Below are 18,279 nucleotides of genomic sequence, written 5' to 3'. Positions count from 1 at the left end.
TCTTATCTCGGCTTTACAGTTTGCTAATCGCAACGTGTTCCAGCAAATGCATGACCGCTGGGTGAATGATGTCGGTAAATGGTTTTGGATAAATACCCATCCACAGCACACAAATGGAGAGCACTGCCATCATCAAAAACTCACGGCCATTGATGTCGGTTAAGGCATCGACTTCTTTATTAGCAATCGCTCCAAACAACACGCGCTTTACCATCCACAAAGAATAGGCCGCGCCAAGTAATAGCGCAGTAGCTGCCAGCAAACCAATCCAGAAGTCATAATCGACCGCCGCAAGAATCACCATGAACTCCCCAACGAAGCCGGAGGTTGCTGGTAAACCGCAGTTGGCCATTGCCATAAAGACCATGAAAACAGAGAATTTCGGCATGCGGTGGATCACCCCACCGAAATCCGCAATTTGGCGGGTATGCATGCGATCGTAGAGAACCCCAATCGCCAAAAACATCGCGCCCGAAATAAAGCCGTGGGAAATCATCTGAATAATCCCGCCCTCAATGCCAAGCGGACTAAAGAGGAAAAAGCCTAAGGTCACAAAGCCCATGTGCGCCACAGATGAATACGCCACCAGTTTTTTCATGTCCTTTTGAACCAGGGCAACCAGACCAACATAGATCACGGCAACCAGTGACAGGAAAATCACAAAGGGGCCGAGGTACATGCTGGCGTCCGGCGCAATCGGCAAGGAGAAACGCAAGAAACCGTACGCGCCGAGCTTGAGCATAATGGCCGCCAACACAACTGATCCGCCGGTCGGCGCTTCAACGTGCACATCGGGCAACCAGGTATGCAAAGGCCACATTGGCACTTTGACTGCAAAAGCCATAAAGAATGCAAAGAAAATGAGAATTTGCTCAACAATATCCAGAGGCGCGTGATGCCAGGTCTGGATATCAAAGGTATTGGTTGCGTTATACAGGTAGAGCATCGCGATCAAGGTTAGCAGCGAGCCCAGCAAGGTATAGAGGAAGAACTTAAACGCGGCATAAATGCGGTTCTTACCACCCCATACGCCGATGATGATGTACATCGGTATTAAGGTCGCCTCAAAGAATACATAGAACAGCATGCCATCCAGAGCAGAGAACACGCCAATCATCAAGCCCGACAAAATCATGAAGGATGCTAAGTACTGCGAAACTTTTTCAGTGATGACTTCCCATGCAGCAACAACCACAAAGATATTAATAAACGCCGTCAAAACAACAAACCAAACTGAAATTCCGTCGACGCCCAGATGGTAGTTAATGTCATAGCGCTCAATCCAGCTGAACTTCTCGACAAACTGCATCCCTGCTGTTGTTTCATCAAACCGCAAGACCAAAGGCAGGGTTGCAATGAAACCCAGCACTGCTCCAAACAGAGCCAAGTAGCGCACTCCAGATGATGGGCGCTCCGATCCGTAGATCAAGATGATCAGACCAAAAACGATCGGGATCCAGATGGCGTAAGAAAGAATCATGACGAAAGCTTCAACTTAATAGGCAATATAAATATAGGTGTACAAGACCCAGGTCAACAACGCAATGACGCCAAGGATCATGGCAAATGCATAGTGGTAGAGATAGCCCGACTGCAGGCGTCGCACAATCCCTGAAAAACGGCCGACCATGTGGGCGCTACCATTAACAAAGAAGCCATCAATGATCTTTTCGTCGCCGCGGTGCCAAAAAATTCCGCCAAACCACAGCATGCCTTTTGCAAAGACAGTTTGATTCAATTCATCGAGGTAATACTTGTGATCAAGCAATTTCTTGATCGGAGCCAAGGCTTCCGATACCTTAGCGGGCAAGCTAGGCACCCACAAATAGCCAATCGCAGCAGTGAGCACGCCCAAGACCACGAGCAACAATACCGGTGTACTGAATGCATGCATCGCCATGGCAACCGGCCCATGGAATGCCTGCGCCAAGTCTTTCATGACGGGATGCTTGGCAATATCAATAAAGATCGAATCGCCAAAGAAGCTACCGAAGAGCAAGGGGTCAATGGTGTAAAAACCAATGATGACCGAAGGGATTGCCAAGAGGATGAGTGGAATCGTCACAACTAAAGGCGATTCGTGTGGTTTTTGGCCTGGTGCCAAACCGTGATGCGCATGATCGTCATGGCCGTGATCATCATGTGCGTGGTGACCATGGTCGTCATGGCCAAAGCGCTCTTTGCCATGGAAGACATAGAAATATAGACGGAAGGAATACAGGGCCGTAACAAAGACGCTGGCCATCACCGCAAACAAAGCAAAACCGGATCCTGGAATCGTGCTCGCAGCAACCGCTTCAATAATCGAATCTTTGGAATAAAAGCCTGAGAAGAACGGCGTACCGATCAAGGCCAAGCTACCCAAGAGCATCATTAAGCAGGTTACCGGCATGTACTTCCATAGCCCACCCATTTTGCGCATGTCTTGTTCGTGGTGCATGCCCAAAATCACACTACCCGCCCCTAAGAACAAGAGCGCCTTAAAGAAGGCATGGGTCATTAAATGGAAGATCGCAATCGGATAAGCAGAAACACCCAAAGCGATTGTCATGAAACCCAACTGCGACAAGGTGGAATACGCAACCACCCGCTTGATGTCGGTTTGCACGATGCCCAGAAAGCCCATGAATAAAGCGGTAATAGAGCCAATCACCAAGATAAAGCTGAGCGCCACATCCGACAACTCAAACAGAGGCGACATCCGGCTCACCATAAAAATACCGGCAGTCACCATGGTTGCGGCATGAATCAAAGCAGAGATTGGGGTTGGGCCTTCCATCGAATCCGGCAGCCAGACGTGCAAGGGAAACTGGGCTGATTTACCCATGGCGCCAATAAAGAGGCAAATGCAAGCAACCGTGACCAGATTCCAATCGGTACCTGGCAGAGTCTGCGCAGCGAGGACCGTATTTTGGGCAAAAATCGCATCGTAGTTCATGGAGCCAGTACCGGCCAAGAGCAAGCCAATGCCCAAAATGAATCCAAAGTCACCCACACGGTTGACCAAGAAAGCCTTCATATTGGCAAAGACGGCTGTTTGGCGCTCGTAGTAAAAGCCAATCAGCAAATAAGAAACAACACCTACCGCCTCCCAGCCAAAGAAGAGCTGCAGCAAGTTATTACTCATAACCAGCATGAGCATGGCAAACGTAAACAAGGAGATATAGGAGAAGAAGCGGTTGTAGCCCTCCTCCTCTGCCATATAGCCAATAGTGTAAATGTGCACCATTAACGAAACAAAGGTCACCACCACCATCATCACCGCACTGAGGGGGTCAATCAAGAAGCCAATATCAAAGCTAAACTCGCCCAATTGCATCCAGCGATATACCGAGCCATTGAAGTAAAAACCGTCCATTACTTGCATCAACACATTGCAAGACAAAACGAATGCAATCGTCACACCCAAAATAGCAATGGTTTGGCAGGCGCCGCGGCTAAGCTGCTTACCTAAGAAGCCAGTACCAAAAAATCCCACCAACATGCTGCCGATTAATGGCGCAAGGGGTATGGCGCAGAGTACGGGAATAGTAAGGGTCAGTTCCATTGCAGGGTCTTTTTAAACTAGCCTTTGAGGTGATCAAGCTCTTCAGCATTGATCGAATCGAATTTACGGAACAAGGCAACCAAAATCGCCAGACCAATTGCGGCCTCAGCAGCCGCTACGGTCAAAATGAAAAACACAAACACTTGACCGGCCATGTCACCTAAGTAATAGGAGAAGGCAATGAAGTTCATATTGACGGACAGGAGCATGAGCTCGATTGCCATCAACAAAATGATGATGTTGCGGCGATTTAGGAAAATGCCAACGACGCTAATCGCAAACAGGATGGCGCTTAAGACTAAGAAATGGGCAAGCGTTACAGTCATTTTTGATCTCCGCCCGTTTTGCCACGCTGATCCTGCTTCGCATCCATTTCTGAATCCATCTTCACCATGCGCATACGATCTGCTGGGTTCACCGCAACCTGATCGGCAATGATTTGGGATTTAGAGTCTTTACGGCGGCGCAGGGTCAGCGCAACCGCTGCAATGATTGCAACCAAGAGAATCAATCCGGCGATTTCAAAGGCGTAAACATAATCAACAAACACCAGGCGCCCAAGGGCTTGGGTATTGGATACGCCGCCCATCTCTTCCATCATTGGCTGCAAAGGTACTGTGGTGCCAATAAAGCCCCGAATCAATACGATCGATAGCTCCATCACAATGACGGCGCCGATTAAAAAGGCAACGGGCAAGTATTTCTTAAAATCCCGACGCAGGTGCGCCAAATCCAAATCCAGCATCATCACCACAAACAAGAATAAGACCATGACTGCGCCAACGTAAACCAAAATCAGTACGAGACTTAAAAATTCTGCACGCAGGAGCATCCACAATCCGGATGCGCAAAAGAAGGACAGCATCAGAAACAAGGCAGAGTTCACCGGATTGCGCGACGTAATCACCTGTAAGGCAGCAAGCACCAAAATGCCGGCGAAGGCATAAAAGAAAATAGCAAAGAGGGTTGCGGGTTCGAATGTCATAGTGAATTACTTAGCGATAGGGAGCATCAGCGGCGCGGTTAGCAGCAATGTCTTTTTCATACTGGTCGCCGACCGCGAGCAACATATCTTTCGTGAAATACAAATCGCCCCGCTTATCTCCAAAGTACTCAAAAATATTGGTTTCGACAATCGCATCAACCGGACAGGCTTCTTCACAGAAACCGCAAAAAATACACTTGGTTAAATCGATGTCATAGCGCGTAGTCCGGCGCGTTCCATCGTCGCGCTGATCCGATTCAATCGAGATCGCCATGGCTGGGCAAACAGCCTCGCATAATTTACAAGCGATGCAACGCTCTTCCCCATTCGGATAACGGCGCAATGCATGCAGACCACGAAAACGAGGTGACTGCGGCGTCTTCTCTTCAGGATATTGCACCGTAAATTTCGGCTTGAAAAGGTATTTTCCGGTGATCGCCATCCCGGTCAAAATGTCTTTCAACATTAAGCTACTTAAGAACTGATTAATCCGTTTAAACATAATCGTGACCTAGTTCCAAATATTCCATGGGGAAACAACCCAAGCACCCACCAACACCACCCAGAAAACAGCCAAGGGAATAAAAATCTTCCAGCCTAGGCGCATGATTTGGTCATAGCGATAACGGGGTAAGGTCGCCCGCAGCCAAATAAAGCAGGACAAAATAAAGAAGGTTTTGGCAAACAGCCAAAAGAATCCAGGGATATCGCGCAAGATGGGCAAATCAACAATGGGTAACCAACCACCCAAGAACAGAATCGAGGTAAGCGCAGCAATCATGATCATGTTGGCGTATTCCGCCAAGAAGAACATGGCGTATGCCATACCCGAATACTCAACCATGTGACCAGCCACAATCTCGGACTCCCCTTCCACCACGTCAAAGGGATGGCGATTGGTTTCGGCAACACCGGAGATAAAGTAAATCAAGAACATGGGCAACAAAGGCAACCAGTTCCACGACAGGAAATTAAGTCCCATGTCAGCAAAGATGCCGGTATCTTGCAGCAGCACGATTTTGCTCAGATTGAGTGAGCCTGAAATAATAAGAACGGTGACCAACGCAAAGCCCATGGCGATTTCATAGGAAATCATTTGCGCCGAAGCGCGCATCGCTGCCAAGAACGGGTACTTGGAGTTCGATGCCCAGCCAGCCAAGATCACGCCATATACACCGATCGATGAAATCGCAATGATGTACAAGAGGCCGGCATTGACGTCGGCCAGGACTAAATCAGCCTGAAACGGAATCACTGCCCAGGATGCAAATGCGGGCATGATGACCATTACTGGCGCAACAATAAACAGCACTTTGTTCGAGCGGGTCGGTGAAACGATTTCTTTGAGCAGCAACTTAATCGCATCAGCGATGGGCTGCAGTAAACCCAATGGGCCAGTGCGATTCGGGCCAAGGCGAATGTGCATCCAACCAATCAGTTTGCGCTCCCACAGGGTCATGTAGGCAACTGCAGCAAACATCGGCAAGACGATCGCGACGATCTTCAGTAATGTCCACACCAGCGGCCAAAAAGATCCGAGTAATTCAGACCCAAAGGCATTCACGGTATTGAGTAGCTCTGTCATTGCGATTCCTAAACTCGGCTCACCGTAACGGCACCAAACATCGGACCGAGCGCTGCGCTAGTCGGTGTGGTTGCAGATAGACGCACGCATCCGGCCGCCAACTGACTTTCCAGCATGGCAGGCATTTGCACTGTATTGCCGCCCTGCGTAATAGCGACAAGATCACCGTCTTTCAAATTCAGTTCAGCGAAGGTCTTGGCATTTAAGCCCAGGCAATGTGCATTTTTTGCATCGCGAGTCAATTGCAATGCAGGAGCACGGCGCACGATCGCATCGACACCATAAATCGGTAAGTCCGTTACCCGCTCCAGGCCGGTAATGGCTTGATCTTGAGTCAGGCCGAGGGCTGCAGTAAAGCGGTTATTAAGGCGCTCGGCTATTGGTTTTGCTAAAGCCTCACCACAAACCTCTTCCGGCGTATTAAGTAAGAAGCCATTCAGACCCAATAAACTGCCCAAGGCGCGCAACACTTTCCATGCTGGTCTTGCGTCAGCTAAGGGGCGAACCGATGGCTGGATGGTCTGCACTGTTCCTGCTGCATTGATAAAGCTACCAACGGATTCTGTAAATGGCGTAATGGGTAACAACACATCAGCCAATTCCAATAGCTCACTGCTAGCAAACGCACTCAGCGCGATAACGGTATCGGCCTTTATGAGGGCTGCACGGCTTTGCTGTGGATTGGGCAAATCAGATAATGGCTCCACATTGAGCAAAAGGACTGCGCGAGCGCTACCGTCGAGAACAGAATCAATACCCGCATTGGGTTTTTGCTGAACAGCTTGCAGCAGCGGTGCCGCAACGGCATTGCCGCCAACCGGTAAAAATCCAAAGGTAGCACCGGTTTGCTCGGCAATAAATTGGGCTAGCATATGCAAATTCGAAGCATGGGTGTGCGCAATGGCAGCAGAACCCAAAAGCACTGCCTTATTGCTTCCAGATAAAAGGCTATCTGCAATGGCTTGGGCTTCTGGCGAAACCGCCCCACCCTGAATGCCTGCGGGCAATTGACTTGCGTTTGCTTTTGCAATCGCGCTGGCTACTTCAGTCAGCACTGCTGTCCAGCGACTCGGCGCCGCAGGAATGCCCAGCGAAGGCATCAACCAATCATCACCACCCGCATCAATGCGAGAAACCTGGAGGCCACGCTTCGTAGCAGTACGTAAACGCGCCGCAATCAGTGGCTGCTCTTTACGTAAAAAACTACCAATCACGAGTGCTCGATCCAATTGGCTCACATTGGCAATTGGCATACCTAGCCATGGTGCAGTGGCACTACCGCGCATGTCAGTTTGACGTAGGCGCGTCTCAACGCGATCAGATCCCATTGCACGAACGACTTTTTGCAGGAGATGCAATTCTTCTACGCTCGAGATTGGGTGAGCGATGGCCGCAAGCGCATCAGCGCCATGATCCGCTGTAATGGTTTTCAAAGAACGGGTAACGTACTCTAAGGCAGACTCCCAATCCGTTTCAAGCCATTTGCCCTCTTGCTTGACCATCGGCACAGTCAAGCGCTCTGCACTATTTACGCCTTCGTAGGCAAAACGGTCGCGGTCACTAATCCAGCATTCATTAATGGCTTCATTTTCCAGAGCCACAACTCGCATCACACGATTGGCTTTGGTTTGTACTGTGGTGTTGGTGCCCAAGCTATCGTGCGGGCTCAATGAACGCTTACGGCCGAGCTCCCAGGTACGCGCAGCGTAACGGAATGGCTTGCTCGTTAAGGCGCCGACTGGGCAAATATCAATCATATTTCCCGATAATTCGGAATCAATCGTTTGACCAGAGAAGGTGGTGATCTCAGAATGCTCGCCGCGATTGACCATGCCCAATTCCATGATTCCAGAAACTTCTTGGCCAAAACGAACGCAGCGGGTGCAATGAATGCAACGCGTCATCTCTTCCATGGAAATGAGCGGCCCTACATTCTTATGAAACACCACGCGCTTTTCTTCACTGTAGCGCGATGTGGATTTGCCGTAACCAACGGATAAATCCTGCAATTGACACTCACCACCTTGATCGCAAATCGGGCAATCCAGTGGGTGATTAATGAGCAAGAATTCCATAACCGAGCGTTGCGCTTCCACTGCTTTTGCAGAATGCGTAAAGACCTTCATGCCCTGAGTTACTGGCGTTGCGCAGGCAGGCAATGGTTTGGGTGCTTTTTCAACCTCAACTAAGCACATGCGGCAATTGGCTGCGATCGATAATTTCTTGTGATAGCAGAAATGGGGAATATAGGTTCCCAATTTATTTGCGGCATGCATCACCATCGAACCTTGCGGAACTTCGACTGCCTTACCGTCCAATTCGATTTCAACCATGCTCACGTCAATAAATCCTTCTCTTTTCTAGTAGTACTAAACGTATTCAGGCACGATGCAACGCTTGTGCTCAACGTGGTACGCAAATTCATCCATATAGTGCTTGAGCATGCCGCGCACTGGCATTGCAGCCGCATCGCCTAAAGCGCAAATGGTTCTACCCTGAATATTTGCCGCAACGTCATTCAGCAAATCCAAATCTTCTGGGCGCCCTTGTCCATGCTCAATGCGATTAACGATGCGCCACAACCAGCCGGTGCCCTCACGGCATGGGGTGCACTGTCCGCACGACTCTTCGTGATAGAAATACGATAGGCGCAAGAGCGACTTCACCATGCAACGGGTGTCATTCATGACGATGACCGCGCCTGAACCCAACATCGAACCCGCTTTTGCAATGCTGTCGTAGTCCATCGTGAGATCCATCATCATGGCGCCCGGAATAACCGGCGCCGATGATCCGCCTGGGATTACTGCCTTTAATGCTTTTCCTTCGCGCATACCGCCAGCGAGCTGCAAGAGCTCTGAGAACGGCGTTCCGAGAGGAACCTCGTAATTACCGGGATGCACTACGTCACCCGACACCGAGAAAATCTTTGTGCCGCCATTATTGGGCTTGCCGAGTTGCAAATACGCCTCACCACCAATTGCCAATATGAATGGCACGGCCGCGAAGGTTTCCGTATTGTTAATTGTCGTGGGCTTGCCATACAAACCAAAGCTCGCTGGAAATGGCGGTTTGAAACGGGGTTGACCCTTTTTGCCTTCGAGGGATTCCAGCAACGCAGTTTCTTCACCGCAAATGTAGGCACCCCAGCCTGGCGATGCATGCAGCTGGAAATTAAAATCCGTTCCTAGGATGGAATCACCCAAATAACCTGCGGCACGGGCCTGTTCTAATGCCTCTTCGAAGCGGGTATAGACTTCCCAGATTTCGCCGTGAATGTAGTTATAGCCAACGCTAATGCCCATGGTGTAGGCACCGATGATCATGCCCTCGATCAATGCATGTGGGTTGTAGCGCATGATGTCACGGTCTTTAAACGTACCGGGCTCACCCTCATCGCTATTGCAAACCAAATACTTCTGACCCGGGAACTGACGGGGCATAAAACTCCACTTCAGTCCAGTCGGAAATCCTGCGCCGCCACGACCGCGCAGTGACGATGCTTTTAATTCTGCAATCAAAGCGTCTGGCGTGACTTTGTCCTTCAGAATTCGGCGCAACTGCTGATAACCGCCGCGGCTCTCATAATCTTTGAGGCCCCAGTTATCACCAGTGAGGCCAGCCAAAATTAATGGCTTGATGTGACGGCTGTGCAGACTGGTCATGCTGGCTGTCCTTTTGCCGAAGCGCGCAACTCATCCAAGAGCGCATCAATTTTTTCATTGCTCATAAAACTACACATGGTTTTATTGTTCACCAGCATCACTGGGGAATCACCACAGGCACCCATACACTCACCCTCTTTTAAGGTAAATGTGCCGCAAGGCGTGGTCTCATTAAAACCAATCCCCAGCCGCTGCTTTAAATGATTGGCGGCGCGCTCGCCATTGCTGAGCTGGCATGGCAAATTGGTGCACACCACAATTTTGTGACGCCCAATGGGTTTGGTGTCATACATATTGTAAAAAGTGGCGACTTCATCCACTGCAATGGTGGTCATGCCCAATACAGATGCAACCTCAGCAATCACCTCAGGCGAGACCCAGCCTACTTCGGTTTGCGCTGCAATTAAACATGCCATCACAGCCGATTGCTTTTGATCGGCGGGGTACTTGGCAATATTGCGCTCCATATCGGCGCGGGTCTTGGCAGATAGTTGCATGGTTGGAGTGTGTGTCATGAATTAGTCCAGAGTGTCCAAGCGATTAGCGATCGATCTCGCCGAACACAATATCTTGTGTACCAATAATGGTTACTGCATCCGCAATCATGTGGCCGCGGGCCATTTCATCCAGGGATGCCAAATGCACAAAACCAGGGGCACGGATTTTTAAGCGGTATGGCTTATTAGCGCCATCCGATACAGCGTAGATACCGAACTCACCTTTGGGGTGCTCGACCGCAGCATAGGCCTCGCCTGCTGGAACATGAATGCCTTCGGTAAAGAGTTTGAAGTGGTGAATCAACTCTTCCATATTGGTTTTCATATCCACGCGGGCGGGTGGCGATACTTTATGGTTATCACTCATCACCGGACCAGGATTGGCGCGCAACCAAGCAACGCATTGCTGAACAATGCGATTGGATTGGCGCATCTCTTCCATACGGATTAAGTAGCGGTCATAGGAGTCGCCATTGACACCCACTGGAATATCAAACTGCAAGCGGTCATAGACTTCGTACGGTTGCTTCTTACGCAAATCCCACTCCACGCCAGAACCACGGAGCATGGGGCCAGTAAAGCCCAGTTGCAAGGCGCGCTCAGGCGAGACAACACCAATACCTACGAGGCGCTGCTTCCAAATGCGGTTATCCGTTAACAAATTGCAGTACTCATCGACGTTTCCGGGGAAACGCTGGGTAAATGCGTCAATGAAATCCAGCAAGGAACCGCTACGATCTTCATTGAGACGCTTGAGCGCACTGCTACTGCGGGTCTTGGATTCAGCAAACTGCGGCATGCGCTCGGGCAGATCACGATAGACGCCACCTGGACGGTAGTAGGCTGCATGCATGCGCGCGCCAGAGACGGCTTCATACATGTCAAAAATATCTTCGCGATCGCGGAAGGCATACAAGAAGACCGCCATAGCGCCGACGTCCAAGCCATGGCAACCAATCCACAATAAGTGATTGAGTAAACGGGTTAACTCGTCATACATCACGCGGATGTATTGCGCGCGCAGCGGCACATCCACGTTGAGTAATTTTTCAATGGCCATCACATACGCATGCTCGTTCACCATCATCGAGACGTAATCGAGGCGATCCATGTAAGGCACGCTCTGAATCCAGGTACGGGTCTCGGCGAGTTTTTCAGTGGCACGATGCAATAAACCAATGTGCGGATCAGCGCGCTGAATGACTTCGCCGTCGAGCTCTAGCACTAAGCGCAATACGCCGTGCGCAGCTGGATGCTGTGGACCAAAGTTCAGGGTGTAATTTTTAATCTCGGCCATGATTAAACTGGGCCTCCGTATTGCTCTTCCCGCACTACGCGCGGCGTAACCTCGCGAGTCTCAATCGTGACCGGCTGGTACACAACCCGCTGCAGCTCGGGGTCGTAGCGCATTTCCACGTTCCCAGAAATCGGGAAATCCTTACGGAAGGGATGGCCAATAAAGCCATAGTCGGTCAAGATGCGGCGCAGATCAGCGTGGCCATCAAACAAAATACCAAAGAGGTCAAATGCTTCGCGCTCAAACCAGTTTGCCGAGGCCCAGACGGAAGTCAATGAGGAAACCAAGGGATAGCTATCGTCTGGCGCAAAGACCCGTAGGCGTAAACGCAGATTGTGCTTCACTGACAGCAAATGGGTCACCACCGCAAAACGGGGGCCGCTATATGTACCATCAAGGTAGTCTTGGTAGTCAATGCCGCATAAATCAATTAGCTGCTCAAAACCTAGTGCCGGGTCGTCACGCAAAATCAGCGCAGACTCTAAATAGGTATCCGCACGCAACACCACCGTTAACTCATTCAAGGCCAAGGTGATCGACTGCACCCGACCACCTAGAGCGCGTTCGACATGAGATTGCAGTTGAATCAGGCGCTCAGACATTCCTTATGCCTTCCGCGCGATGGTGCTAGTGCGGCCAATTTTGGCTTGCAATTGAATAATGCCGTAGATGAGGGCTTCCGCAGTCGGCGGGCAACCTGGCACATAAATATCCACCGGCACGATACGATCACAGCCGCGCACAACAGAATAGGAGTAATGGTAATAGCCGCCGCCGTTAGCACAGGAGCCCATGGAAATCACCCAGCGAGGCTCCGGCATTTGATCGTAAACCTTACGCAAGGCTGGAGCCATCTTATTGCAGAGGGTACCCGCCACAATCATGAGATCGGATTGGCGTGGCGAAGGACGGAAGACCACACCGAAGCGATCCAAGTCATATCGGGCCGCACCAGCGTGCATCATCTCGACTGCACAGCATGCTAAGCCAAAAGTCATTGGCCACAAGGATCCCGTACGGGTCCAGTTAATCAACTGATCCGCTGAGGTGGTAATAAATCCTTCTTTGAGAACGCCTTCCAGTGCCATAACGATCACTCCCAGTCGAGAGCGCCCTTTTTCCAGATGTAGACGAATCCCACGATGAATACAAAGAGGAATACCACCATGGATACATAGCCTTCCCAGCCGATGTCGCGCAGCGCAACACCCCAAGGGAATAAAAAGGCAGTTTCCAGGTCAAACAAAATAAAGAGGATGGCAACCAGGTAATAGCGCACATCGAATTTCATGCGCGCATCTTCAAAAGCTTCAAAGCCGCACTCGTAGGAAGAGAGTTTTTCTGCGTCAGGACGGGATGGCGCTAAGACCTTACCCAAAAACATCGGCACAATTCCGACGGCGATGCCGACGAGAATGAAAAGCAAGATGGGGAAGTAATTAGCGAGGTCCAAAGCAGTCCTGATCTGAAGGCAGTTTTAAGTCCTAAATTAACTCTAAAAATATCCCAATAAACACGTTTGATTATGGACTAAAAGCCAAATATAAAAATTGACTTAGAGCAAATCACTTACAAATTGGTGCCGACGGCGAGACTCGAACTCGCACAGCCTAAGCCACTACCCCCTCAAGATAGCGTGTCTACCAATTTCACCACGTCGGCATTCGTAAAACCCATCAATTCTACTGCAAGAGGACTACCAGTACTTCGCTTAATTCCTACAAAAAATGATGTCATTTCACTATTTTTTGTAGCTGTATTTTTTTATTTTGGTACTGCTGGTTTCGATGGGTCTTGGGCTGGGGCCGCAGGCGGATTCGCTCCGGCTGCCGCAGGCGCAGTAGTACCCGACAAAACACCGGCATCAGCAGGCTTTTTATTGCCAATCCACGTAATCGCAATCGTCGCCGAGAAGAAAACAAAAGCGAGTACGGCAGTAGCGTGGGATAAGAAGTTGGCCGAGCCGCTGGCACCAAAGACGCTTCCAGAAGCGCCTGAGCCGAAGGCGGCGCCCATATCGGCACCCTTACCTTGCTGCAATAGAACCAATAAGATGATTGCCAAGGCAGAACACACTTGAACCACCATCAACGCTGTTTTTAACCATTCCATGGTTTATCTCCAATAAAAAATTTATGCTCGGCAAATAGCCAAGAATTCCTGCGGATCTAAGGAAGCGCCGCCAATTAATCCACCATCAATGTCGGGCATGCCAAATAGCTCTACCGCATTGTCAAACTTCACACTGCCGCCATACAAAATACCAATATGCGAAGCAACGTCTGCATTGAACTCTGCCAATTGCAAGCGAATCTCGCGGTGCATGTCTTGTGCAATTTGAGCGCTTGCTACCTTGCCGGTCCCAATCGCCCACACTGGCTCGTAGGCCAGTAAGGAGTCGACTAAACGATCTTGCAAAATGGCAATTTGCCGCGCAACCTGCGCCCGCACTACTTCAACCGCCCTGCCTGAGTTCCGCTCATCCGCAGTCTCGCCTACGCAAATCACCGGCGTTAAGCCCTGGTCCAATGCTTGTAGTGCCTTCTCCGCAATCAATCGATCGGATTCATTAAAGCGGTCACGGCGCTCCGAATGCCCCACTAAGACATATTTGCAGTCAAATTCATGCAGCATGGCCGCACTTACCTCACCCGTAAAGGCGCCGCCCATTTCGGCGGAGACATCTTGCGCACCCAGCGCAAGCGACGCAGAAGAGCATGCTGAAATCTGCTGGCTGCAATCCGATAGATAAGGATAAGGCGGGCACAACGCAAAACGACGACCCGCTGGCATGCCTTTTTCCATCTCCGCACAAACTGTGTCAATCCACTGGCGGCAGGCAGCTTTACTGCCGTTCATTTTCCAGTTACCAATCACCGTTATCGGACGCATGCTTTAGCTAAGCCTATGTCAAACTGTTAAAACAATCTTGCCAACGTGCTCGCTCGATTCCATCAAGCGATGCGCTTCGGACGCCTGATCAAGGCTATACGTCTTATAAATCACTGGCTTCAAGGCCCCTTGATTCATGATCGGCCAGACCCTGTCAAATAGCTGTTTCGCAATTTCACGCTTAAAGGAGACTGGTCTTGGGCGCAGCGTAGAGCCGGTAATCGTTAAACGACGACGCAAGATTTGTCCGGTATTGACCTCTGATTTAGAGCCACCCATGATGGCGATGATGACAATACGACCGTCATCGGCTAAGCAGTCAATCTCACGCTGCAAATAGGTGCCGGTAACCATGTCCAGAATAACGTTCACACCCTTGCCGTCGGTGGCTTTCTTGATTTCTTCCACAAAGTCTTGGGTTTTGTAATTGATGGCCAGGTCTGCGCCAAGCTCGATACAGGCTGCGCATTTTTCATCGGTTCCAGCAGTTACAAAAACACGGTGACCTAAGGCTTTCGCAATCAAAATGGCAGTCACGCCAATGCCGCTTGACCCGCCCTGGACCAACAATGTTTCACCTGGAGCAAGCTCACCGCGCATAAAGACGTTGCTCCAAACGGTAAAGAATGTTTCGGGCAAGGAAGCTGCTTCCAGATCAGTAAAGCCGGTGGGATAAGGCAGGCATTGCGCAACCGGGGCAAGGCAGAGTTCAGCATAGCCACCACCCTGCACAAGGGCGCACACTTTGTCACCCACCTTGAGTCCGAACTGATTATCGGCATGAGCTAGATCGCCGCCAATGATTTCACCGGCCACTTCAAGCCCAGGAATATCCGATGCACCAGCAGGAACCGGGTAATGCCCTTTGCGTTGCAACACATCGGGACGATTAATTCCGGCTGCCAGAACTTTGATCAAAATTTCACCTGATCCTGCGCTGGGTAGAGCAGGATCTGGTCGAGTCGTAGGAATCAATACCTCAGGGGCACCAAATTCACGAATTTCAACAACACGCATCGCACAGTTCCTATTTAAAAAGCACCAATAAAAGCTTAGGCCTGTTCTTCAGTGGATGACTCTGCTGCGCCAGCCAAAGGAGCAATCGTGCCGCCCTCTTCTGCCATCGCTGCTTTGAGTGAGAGGCGTAAACGGCCGCGCTCATCTGCAGCCAATAACTTCACGCGAACCACTTGGCCTTCTTGGAGGAAGTCTTTTACTTCTTTGACGCGCTCATTGGAGATCTCAGAAATGTGCAATAGACCGTCTTTGCCAGGAAGAATATTCACCAAGGCGCCAAACTCAAGCAACTTAACTACGGGGCCTTCGTAAATCTTGCCGACTTCAGCTTCGGCAGTAATGCCTTCGATGCGGGCTTTAGCTTCTGCCATGCCTTCTGCGCTTGTAGAGGCGATCGTGACGGTGCCGTCATCTTTGATATCGATGCTGCAACCGGTTTCTTTGGTCAAGGCCTGGATGGTTGCACCGCCCTTGCCAATCACTTCACGAATCTTGTCGGGGTGAATCTTGAACGACACCATGCGTGGTGCATGCTCGGACAACTCAGTGCGAATCGTGCCCATGGCCGATTGCATTTCACTCAAGATGTGCAGGCGACCTTCTTTGGCTTGTGCCAATGCCACTTGCATGATTTCTTTGGTGATGCCTTGTACCTTGATGTCCATCTGCAGCGCGGTAATACCATTGGCTGTTCCGGCCACTTTAAAGTCCATATCGCCAAGGTGATCTTCGTCGCCTAAGATGTCGGTCAAGACTGCAAAGCGATTGCCATCCAAAATCAGGCCCATTGCTACGCCAGCAACGTGCGCTTTTACAGGCACACCAGCATCCATCAGCGCCAAACAGCCGCCACAAACGGAGGCCATCGATGAGGAGCCATTGGACTCGGTAATTTCAGAAACAACCCGAATGCTGTACGCAAAATCTTCTGGGCTTGGCAGTACTGGAATCAAGGCGCGCTTGGCTAAACGACCATGGCCGATTTCACGGCGCTTGGGTGTACCAACGCGGCCGGTTTCACCAGTAGCAAACGGAGGCATGTTGTAGTGGAACATGAAGCGATCGCGGTACTCACCTTCGAGTGCATCAATGATTTGCTCATCACGGGCAGTACCCAAAGTCGCAATCACCAAAGCCTGGGTCTCACCACGAGTAAACAAGGCAGAGCCGTGAGTACGTGGCAATACGCCATTGCGAATTTCAATCGGACGTACGGTGCGCGTATCGCGACCATCAATCCGTGGCTCGCCATTCAAAATTTGGCTACGCACAATCTTCGCTTCGATATCAAACAAAATATTACCAACCGCTACTTCATCGACTGCGCCATCGGCGGCCATTTTTGCCATGACATCTTTGGTAATGGCTTTTAACTTATCCGAGCGAGCTTGTTTTTGACGCAATTGATACGCTTCGCGTAATGGTGCATCAGCCAGTGCGGTTACCTTCGCAATCAAAGGCTCATCTTTTGGCTCAGCAGACCAATCCCACTCGGGCTTACCGGCGTCGCGCACCAAATCTTGAATCGCATTGATCGCAGTCTGCATTTGCTCGTGACCGTATACAACGGCGCCAAGCATGATGTCTTCTGGCAATTGCTGCGCTTCGGATTCCACCATTAATACAGCGGCTTGGGTACCAGCAACGATCAAATCCATCTGGCTGGTTAACTGCTCAGTACGGGTTGGGTTCAGCAAATACTGGCCATCACGGTAGCCCACGCGAGCAGCGCCAACCGGGCCGTTAAATGGAATGCCCGATACCGCTAACGCAGCCGATGCTGCAATCAACGCTGGAATATCAGCAGGCACATCGGGATTAATCGACAGTACATGCACTACTACCTGAACTTCGTTCAGAAAGCCTTCAGGAAACAAAGGGCGCAGTGGGCGGTCAATCAAGCGGGACGTTAAAGTCTCGCCTTCCGATGGACGGCCTTCGCGGCGGAAGAATCCACCTGGGATCTTGCCTGCAGCATAGGTCTTCTCAATGTAATCCACTGTCAGTGGAAAGAAGTTTTGTCCTGCTTTAGCAGAACGTGCTGCCACCACAGTACCCATGACGACGGTATCGTCGACGTTGACAATCACAGCGCCGCCGGACTGACGAGCGATTTCGCCCGTTTCCATCGTTACCTGGTGGTTGCCCCATTGAAAACTTTTCACTACTTTTTTAAACATGGTCATTTTGATCTTTTCCAATTTAGTTCACACCGCATTCACATGAATGCCGGGTGCGTTTACTACTTGCGTCGCAGATAAATCAGCGCTACGACACCACTGGAGCGATTACAGATTACAAGGGATGCCATTCCAGGGAGGCACTGAACACGGTGTTCAGAAACTCATTGGAATGACACGATCCCCTAAGCAGGTAATCTAAAACGCTCAAAAAATATGCCATCTACCCAAGACTGAATCACGAATGAGTCACCCTCAAGGCAAGATGGCATGGCAATACGGATACGATTTACTTACGGAGACCTAATTTCTCGATCAATGTGCGATAGCGAGCCAAATCCTTGCCTTTGAGGTAATCCAAAAGGCGGCGGCGGCGTGAAACCATCTTCAACAAGCCACGACGGCTGTGATGGTCTTTGGCGTTAGCCTTGAAATGGGGGGTTAATTCATTGATGCGGGCGGTCAGCAATGCAACCTGTACCTCTGGACTGCCCGTGTCGTTTGCGCTACGCGCGTTGTCTTTGACGATTTCCGCCGTTTTGATATCAGCAACTGCCATTTTCTACTCCTAACTTGCGAACACAAGAGCTTTCACCCCAAATTGTGTCGTGCGA

The 18,279-nt window shown here is 50.5% G+C and carries 18 protein-coding genes and 1 tRNA gene; all 19 read right to left on the bottom strand.

The annotated features are described in order from the left end of the window. Positions 1-13: 13 nt before the first annotated feature. Positions 14-1,480 carry an NADH-quinone oxidoreductase subunit M gene (locus AOC34_RS03795; protein WP_108468845.1) on the bottom strand — a complete coding sequence of 489 codons (1,467 nt, stop codon included), beginning with the start codon at positions 1,478-1,480 and terminating at the stop codon, positions 14-16. Positions 1,481-1,495: 15 nt separating this feature from the next. Then, positions 1,496-3,547 (bottom strand): NADH-quinone oxidoreductase subunit L, encoded by a 2,052-nt coding sequence (gene nuoL / locus AOC34_RS03790; protein WP_108468844.1) that lies wholly within the window; start codon positions 3,545-3,547, stop codon positions 1,496-1,498. A 17-nt stretch (positions 3,548-3,564) separates the two neighbouring features. Further along, positions 3,565-3,873 (bottom strand): NADH-quinone oxidoreductase subunit NuoK, encoded by a 309-nt coding sequence (nuoK, locus tag AOC34_RS03785; protein WP_108468843.1) that lies wholly within the window; start codon positions 3,871-3,873, stop codon positions 3,565-3,567. Next, positions 3,870-4,532, bottom strand: coding sequence for an NADH-quinone oxidoreductase subunit J (locus AOC34_RS03780; protein ID WP_108468842.1), 663 nt, complete (start codon positions 4,530-4,532; stop codon positions 3,870-3,872). Before AOC34_RS03780 ends, nuoK begins: the two co-directional genes overlap by 4 nt. A 10-nt stretch (positions 4,533-4,542) precedes the next feature. Further along, positions 4,543-5,034 (bottom strand): NADH-quinone oxidoreductase subunit NuoI, encoded by a 492-nt coding sequence (gene nuoI, locus AOC34_RS03775; RefSeq protein WP_108468841.1) that lies wholly within the window; start codon positions 5,032-5,034, stop codon positions 4,543-4,545. A 9-nt stretch (positions 5,035-5,043) separates the two neighbouring features. After that, positions 5,044-6,117, bottom strand: coding sequence for an NADH-quinone oxidoreductase subunit NuoH (gene nuoH / locus AOC34_RS03770; protein WP_108468840.1), 1,074 nt, complete (start codon positions 6,115-6,117; stop codon positions 5,044-5,046). 8 nt (positions 6,118-6,125) lie between these two features. Continuing rightward, complete coding sequence (gene nuoG, locus AOC34_RS03765; protein WP_108468839.1) at positions 6,126-8,450, bottom strand: NADH-quinone oxidoreductase subunit NuoG; 2,325 nt, start codon at positions 8,448-8,450, stop codon at positions 6,126-6,128. Positions 8,451-8,486: 36 nt separating this feature from the next. Then, positions 8,487-9,782 carry an NADH-quinone oxidoreductase subunit NuoF gene (gene nuoF / locus AOC34_RS03760; RefSeq protein WP_108468838.1) on the bottom strand — a complete coding sequence of 432 codons (1,296 nt, stop codon included), beginning with the start codon at positions 9,780-9,782 and terminating at the stop codon, positions 8,487-8,489. Further along, positions 9,779-10,297: an NADH-quinone oxidoreductase subunit NuoE gene (gene nuoE / locus AOC34_RS03755; protein ID WP_108468837.1), complete on the bottom strand. Its 519-nt coding sequence runs from the start codon at positions 10,295-10,297 to the stop codon at positions 9,779-9,781. The genes nuoF and nuoE overlap by 4 nt, the downstream gene beginning before the upstream one ends. Positions 10,298-10,322: 25 nt before the next feature. Continuing rightward, positions 10,323-11,576, bottom strand: coding sequence for an NADH-quinone oxidoreductase subunit D (locus tag AOC34_RS03750; RefSeq protein ID WP_108468836.1), 1,254 nt, complete (start codon positions 11,574-11,576; stop codon positions 10,323-10,325). Positions 11,577-11,578: 2 nt separating this feature from the next. Then, a complete protein-coding gene (locus tag AOC34_RS03745; RefSeq protein WP_108468835.1) occupies positions 11,579-12,178 on the bottom strand; it encodes an NADH-quinone oxidoreductase subunit C in 600 nt (199 codons plus the stop codon). A 3-nt stretch (positions 12,179-12,181) separates the two neighbouring features. Then, positions 12,182-12,664, bottom strand: a complete 483-nt coding sequence (locus AOC34_RS03740) for a NuoB/complex I 20 kDa subunit family protein (RefSeq protein WP_108468834.1) — start codon at positions 12,662-12,664, stop codon at positions 12,182-12,184. A 5-nt stretch (positions 12,665-12,669) separates the two neighbouring features. Continuing rightward, positions 12,670-13,029: an NADH-quinone oxidoreductase subunit A gene (locus AOC34_RS03735; protein WP_108468833.1), complete on the bottom strand. Its 360-nt coding sequence runs from the start codon at positions 13,027-13,029 to the stop codon at positions 12,670-12,672. Positions 13,030-13,153: 124 nt separating this feature from the next. Next, a tRNA-Leu gene (locus AOC34_RS03730) sits at positions 13,154-13,238 on the bottom strand. Positions 13,239-13,340: 102 nt separating this feature from the next. Then, the gene (gene secG / locus AOC34_RS03725; protein WP_108468832.1) at positions 13,341-13,688 is read right to left on the bottom strand and encodes a preprotein translocase subunit SecG; all 348 of its coding nucleotides are present in this window, start codon (positions 13,686-13,688) and stop codon (positions 13,341-13,343) included. A gap of 21 nt (positions 13,689-13,709) precedes the next feature. Continuing rightward, positions 13,710-14,468 carry a triose-phosphate isomerase gene (gene tpiA, locus AOC34_RS03720; RefSeq protein WP_108468831.1) on the bottom strand — a complete coding sequence of 253 codons (759 nt, stop codon included), beginning with the start codon at positions 14,466-14,468 and terminating at the stop codon, positions 13,710-13,712. Between the two features lie 18 nt (positions 14,469-14,486). Then, entirely contained in the window at positions 14,487-15,485 is a 999-nt protein-coding gene (locus tag AOC34_RS03715; RefSeq protein ID WP_108468830.1) for an NAD(P)H-quinone oxidoreductase, read from the bottom strand. A gap of 35 nt (positions 15,486-15,520) precedes the next feature. Then, on the bottom strand, positions 15,521-17,671 hold the full coding sequence (pnp, locus tag AOC34_RS03710) for a polyribonucleotide nucleotidyltransferase (protein ID WP_108468829.1): 2,151 nt from the start codon (positions 17,669-17,671) through the stop codon (positions 15,521-15,523). A 283-nt stretch (positions 17,672-17,954) separates the two neighbouring features. After that, positions 17,955-18,224 carry a 30S ribosomal protein S15 gene (rpsO, locus tag AOC34_RS03705; RefSeq protein WP_108468828.1) on the bottom strand — a complete coding sequence of 90 codons (270 nt, stop codon included), beginning with the start codon at positions 18,222-18,224 and terminating at the stop codon, positions 17,955-17,957. Positions 18,225-18,279: the final 55 nt, after the last annotated feature.

It is taken from the genome of Polynucleobacter difficilis (assembly GCF_003065365.1).
Lineage (GTDB): Bacteria > Pseudomonadota > Gammaproteobacteria > Burkholderiales > Burkholderiaceae > Polynucleobacter > Polynucleobacter difficilis.
The sequence above is the reverse complement of the archived record's forward strand: the minus strand, read 5'-3'. Positions and strand labels throughout refer to the sequence as shown.